Raw genomic sequence first — 5052 nt, forward strand, 5'->3', positions numbered from 1 at the left:
ATTACAGCGAGGACGCTGTGGACCGGGGGATTATTCCTCTCCTGGTTCCGCTCTTCCGCGAATTTGAAGCATTCACGGAGAGTTTGATCCTGGCTCAGGACGAACGCTGGCGGCGTGCTTAACACATGCAAGTCGAACGATGAACCTCTTTCGGGAGGGGATTAGTGGCGAACGGGTGAGTAACACGTGGGCAATCTGCCCTGCACTCTGGGACAAGCCCTGGAAACGGGGTCTAATACCGGATATGACCACTTGGGGCATCTCATGGTGGTGGAAAGCTCCGGCGGTGCAGGATGAGCCCGCGGCCTATCAGCTTGTTGGTGGGGTGATGGCCTACCAAGGCGACGACGGGTAGCCGGCCTGAGAGGGCGACCGGCCACACTGGGACTGAGACACGGCCCAGACTCCTACGGGAGGCAGCAGTGGGGAATATTGCACAATGGGCGCAAGCCTGATGCAGCGACGCCGCGTGAGGGATGACGGCCTTCGGGTTGTAAACCTCTTTCAGCAGGGAAGAAGCGCAAGTGACGGTACCTGCAGAAGAAGCACCGGCTAACTACGTGCCAGCAGCCGCGGTAATACGTAGGGTGCGAGCGTTGTCCGGAATTATTGGGCGTAAAGAGCTCGTAGGCGGCTTGTCGCGTCGGATGTGAAAGCCCGGGGCTTAACCCCGGGTCTGCATTCGATACGGGCAGGCTGGAGTTCGGCAGGGGAGATCGGAATTCCTGGTGTAGCGGTGAAATGCGCAGATATCAGGAGGAACACCGGTGGCGAAGGCGGATCTCTGGGCCGATACTGACGCTGAGGAGCGAAAGCGTGGGGAGCGAACAGGATTAGATACCCTGGTAGTCCACGCCGTAAACGTTGGGCACTAGGTGTGGGCGACATTCCACGTTGTCCGTGCCGCAGCTAACGCATTAAGTGCCCCGCCTGGGGAGTACGGCCGCAAGGCTAAAACTCAAAGGAATTGACGGGGGCCCGCACAAGCGGCGGAGCATGTGGCTTAATTCGACGCAACGCGAAGAACCTTACCAAGGCTTGACATACACCGGAAACGGCCAGAGATGGTCGCCCCCTTTGGGTCGGTGTACAGGTGGTGCATGGCTGTCGTCAGCTCGTGTCGTGAGATGTTGGGTTAAGTCCCGCAACGAGCGCAACCCTTGTCCTGTGTTGCCAGCAACTCTTCGGAGGTTGGGGACTCACGGGAGACTGCCGGGGTCAACTCGGAGGAAGGTGGGGACGACGTCAAGTCATCATGCCCCTTATGTCTTGGGCTGCACACGTGCTACAATGGCCGGTACAATGAGCTGCGATGCCGTGAGGTGGAGCGAATCTCAAAAAGCCGGTCTCAGTTCGGATTGGGGTCTGCAACTCGACCCCATGAAGTCGGAGTCGCTAGTAATCGCAGATCAGCATTGCTGCGGTGAATACGTTCCCGGGCCTTGTACACACCGCCCGTCACGTCACGAAAGTCGGTAACACCCGAAGCCGGTGGCCCAACCCCTTGTGGGAGGGAATCGTCGAAGGTGGGACTGGCGATTGGGACGAAGTCGTAACAAGGTAGCCGTACCGGAAGGTGCGGCTGGATCACCTCCTTTCTAAGGAGCATCTTTGGCCGTTTCGGCGGTCCAGGAGCCCATTACGCAGGCGCGTGTCCTGCGGTGGGTTGCTCATGGGTGGAACGTTGACTATTCGGCACTTCGAGTGTGGTTGTTGCTAGTACTGCTTCTTCGGGGGCGTGGAACGTGGTGATCGGTTCGGGGTGTCGGGCGCGCTGTTGGGTGTCTGAGGGCACGGCCGTTTGGTTGTGGCTCTTGGTTGCCGGTCCCGGTGAACTCAGCCTGTGGGTTGGGGTGGTGGGTGGCTGGTTGTTGTTTGAGAACTGCACAGTGGACGCGAGCATCTGTGGCCAAGTTTTTAAGGGCGCACGGTGGATGCCTTGGCACCAGGAACCGATGAAGGACGTGGGAGGCCGCGATAGGCCCCGGGGAGTTGTCAACCGAGCTGTGATCCGGGGGTGTCCGAATGGGGGAACCCGGCAGTCGTCATGGGCTGTCACCTGCCGCTGAATGTATAGGCGGTGTGGAGGGAACGCGGGGAAGTGAAACATCTCAGTACCCGTAGGAAGAGAAAACAACCGTGATTCCGGGAGTAGTGGTGAGCGAAACCGGAGGAGGCTAAACCGTATGTGTGTGAGACCCGGCAGGGGTTGCGCATGCGGGGTTGTGGGACTGCGTTTCAGTCGTCTGCCGGCGGCTGGGTGAGTTAGAAACCGTATGGATAGGCGAAGGGCATGCGAAAGGCCCGGCGTAGAGGGTAAGACCCCCGTAGCTGAAATCTGTGCGGCTCACTTGTGTTGTTCCCAAGTAGCATGGGGCCCGAGAAATCCTGTGTGAATCTGGCGGGACCACCCGTCAAGCCTAAATATTCCCTGGTGACCGATAGCGGATAGTACCGTGAGGGAATGGTGAAAAGTACCGCGGGAGCGGAGTGAAAGAGTACCTGAAACCGTGTGCCTACAAGCCGTGGGAGCGTCGCGTGGGGAATTCGTTTCCCACGTCGTGACTGCGTGCCTTTTGAAGAATGAGCCTGCGAGTTTGCGGCATGTTGCGAGGTTAACCCGTGTGGGGGAGCCGTAGCGAAAGCGAGTCCGAAGAGGGCGTTTGAGTAGCGTGTTCAAGACCCGAAGCGGAGTGATCTAGCCATGGGCAGGGTGAAGCGCGGGTAAGACCGTGTGGAGGCCCGAACCCACCAGGGTTGAAAACCTGGGGGATGACCTGTGGTTAGGGGTGAAAGGCCAATCAAACTCCGTGATAGCTGGTTCTCCCCGAAATGCATTTAGGTGCAGCGTCGTGTGTTTCTTGCCGGAGGTAGAGCACTGGATAGGCGATGGGCCCTACCGGGTTACTGACCTTAGCCAAACTCCGAATGCCGGTAAGTGAGAGCGCGGCAGTGAGACTGTGGGGGATAAGCTCCATGGTCGAGAGGGAAACAGCCCAGAGCATCGACTAAGGCCCCTAAGCGTGTGCTAAGTGGGAAAGGATGTGGAGTCGCAGAGACAACCAGGAGGTTGGCTTAGAAGCAGCCATCCTTGAAAGAGTGCGTAATAGCTCACTGGTCAAGTGATTCCGCGCCGATAATGTAGCGGGGCTCAAGTACACCGCCGAAGTCGTGTCACTCCAGCATGACTCCTAACGGAGGCTGGGGTGGGTAGGGGAGCGTCGTGTGCCGGGTGAAGCAGCCGTGGAAGCGAGTTGTGGATGGTTCACGAGTGAGAATGCAGGCATGAGTAGCGATACATGCGTGAGAAACGTGTGCGCCGATTGACTAAGGGTTCCTGGGTCAAGCTGATCTGCCCAGGGTAAGTCGGGACCTAAGGCGAGGCCGACAGGCGTAGTCGATGGAGAACCGGTTGATATTCCGGTACCCGCTATGCAGCGTCAAACATTGAATCAGGTGATGCTAAGTCCGTGAAGCCGCCTTTGTGCTCTTCGGAGTGCAGGGGAGTGGTGGAGCCGACGGTCCAAGTCTGTAGTAGGTGAGTGATGGGGTGACGCAGTGAGGTAGTCCAGCCCGGGCGATGGTTGTCCCGGGGTAAGGGTGTAGCCCGTCGGGTAGGTAAATCCGCCTGGCTTGTGGGTGAGACCTGATGCCGAGCCGTTTGTGGTGAAGTGGGTGATCCTGTGCTGTCGAGAAAAGCCTCTAGCGAGTTGTGTGGCGGCCCGTACCCTAAACCGACTCAGGTGGTCTGGTAGAGAATACCGAGGCGTTCGGGTGAACTATGGTTAAGGAACTCGGCAAAATGCCCCCGTAACTTCGGGAGAAGGGGGGCCATTGCTGGTGATGGGACTTGCTCCTTGAGCTGGTGGTGGCCGCAGAGACCAGCGAGAAGCGACTGTTTACTAAAAACACAGGTCCGTGCGAAGCCGTAAGGCGATGTATACGGACTGACGCCTGCCCGGTGCTGGAACGTTAAGGGGACCGGTTAGTCACTCTTCGGGGTGGTGAAGCTGAGAACTTAAGCGCCAGTAAACGGCGGTGGTAACTATAACCATCCTAAGGTAGCGAAATTCCTTGTCGGGTAAGTTCCGACCTGCACGAATGGCGTAACGACTTCTTGACTGTCTCAACCATAGGCCCGGTGAAATTGCAGTACGAGTAAAGATGCTCGTTTCGCGCAGCAGGACGGAAAGACCCCGGGACCTTTACTACAGCTTGATATTGGTGTTCGGTTCGGCTTGTGTAGGATAGGTGGGAGACTGTGAAGCGGGCACGCCAGTGTTCGTGGAGTCGTTGTTGAAATACCACTCTGGTCGTGCTGGATGTCTAACCTGGGTCCGTGATCCGGATCGGGGACAGTGTCTGGTGGGTAGTTTAACTGGGGCGGTTGCCTCCTAAAGAGTAACGGAGGCGCCCAAAGGTTCCCTCAGCCTGGTTGGTCATCAGGTGGTGAGTGTAAGTGCACAAGGGAGCTTGACTGTGAGACTGACGGGTCGAGCAGGGACGAAAGTCGGGACTAGTGATCCGGCGGTGGCTTGTGGAAGCGCCGTCGCTCAACGGATAAAAGGTACCCCGGGGATAACAGGCTGATCTTCCCCAAGAGTCCATATCGACGGGATGGTTTGGCACCTCGATGTCGGCTCGTCGCATCCTGGGGCTGGAGTCGGTCCCAAGGGTTGGGCTGTTCGCCCATTAAAGCGGTACGCGAGCTGGGTTTAGAACGTCGTGAGACAGTTCGGTCCCTATCCGCTGCGCGCGTAGGAGTCTTGAGAAGGGCTGTCCCTAGTACGAGAGGACCGGGACGGACGGACCTCTGGTGTGCCAGTTGTTCTGCCAAGGGCATGGCTGGTTGGCTACGTTCGGGAAGGATAACCGCTGAAAGCATCTAAGCGGGAAGCCTGCTTCGAGATGAGGACTCCCATCGCCTTGAGCGAGTAAGGCTCCCTGGAGATGACGGGGTTGATAGGCCGGGTCTGGAAGCACGGTAACGTGTGGAGGTGACCGGTACTAATAGGCCGAGGGCTTGTCCGTAGATGCTCGCGTCCACTGTGT

General features: G+C 58.1%; 2 rRNA genes. Both read left to right on the forward strand.

From position 1 onward, the window contains the following. Positions 1 to 71: 71 nt before the first annotated feature. Positions 72 to 1598: ribosomal RNA gene (locus ACTWQF_RS36675) — 16S ribosomal RNA — on the forward strand. 309 nt (positions 1599 to 1907) lie between these two features. After that, a 23S ribosomal RNA gene (locus ACTWQF_RS36680) occupies positions 1908 to 5031 on the forward strand. The 16S and 23S rRNA genes sit together here, the layout of an rRNA operon. The last annotated feature ends 21 nt before the right edge of the window (positions 5032 to 5052 follow it).

It is taken from the genome of Streptomyces sp. 8N114 (genome assembly GCF_052245835.1).
Classification (GTDB): domain Bacteria; phylum Actinomycetota; class Actinomycetes; order Streptomycetales; family Streptomycetaceae; genus Streptomyces.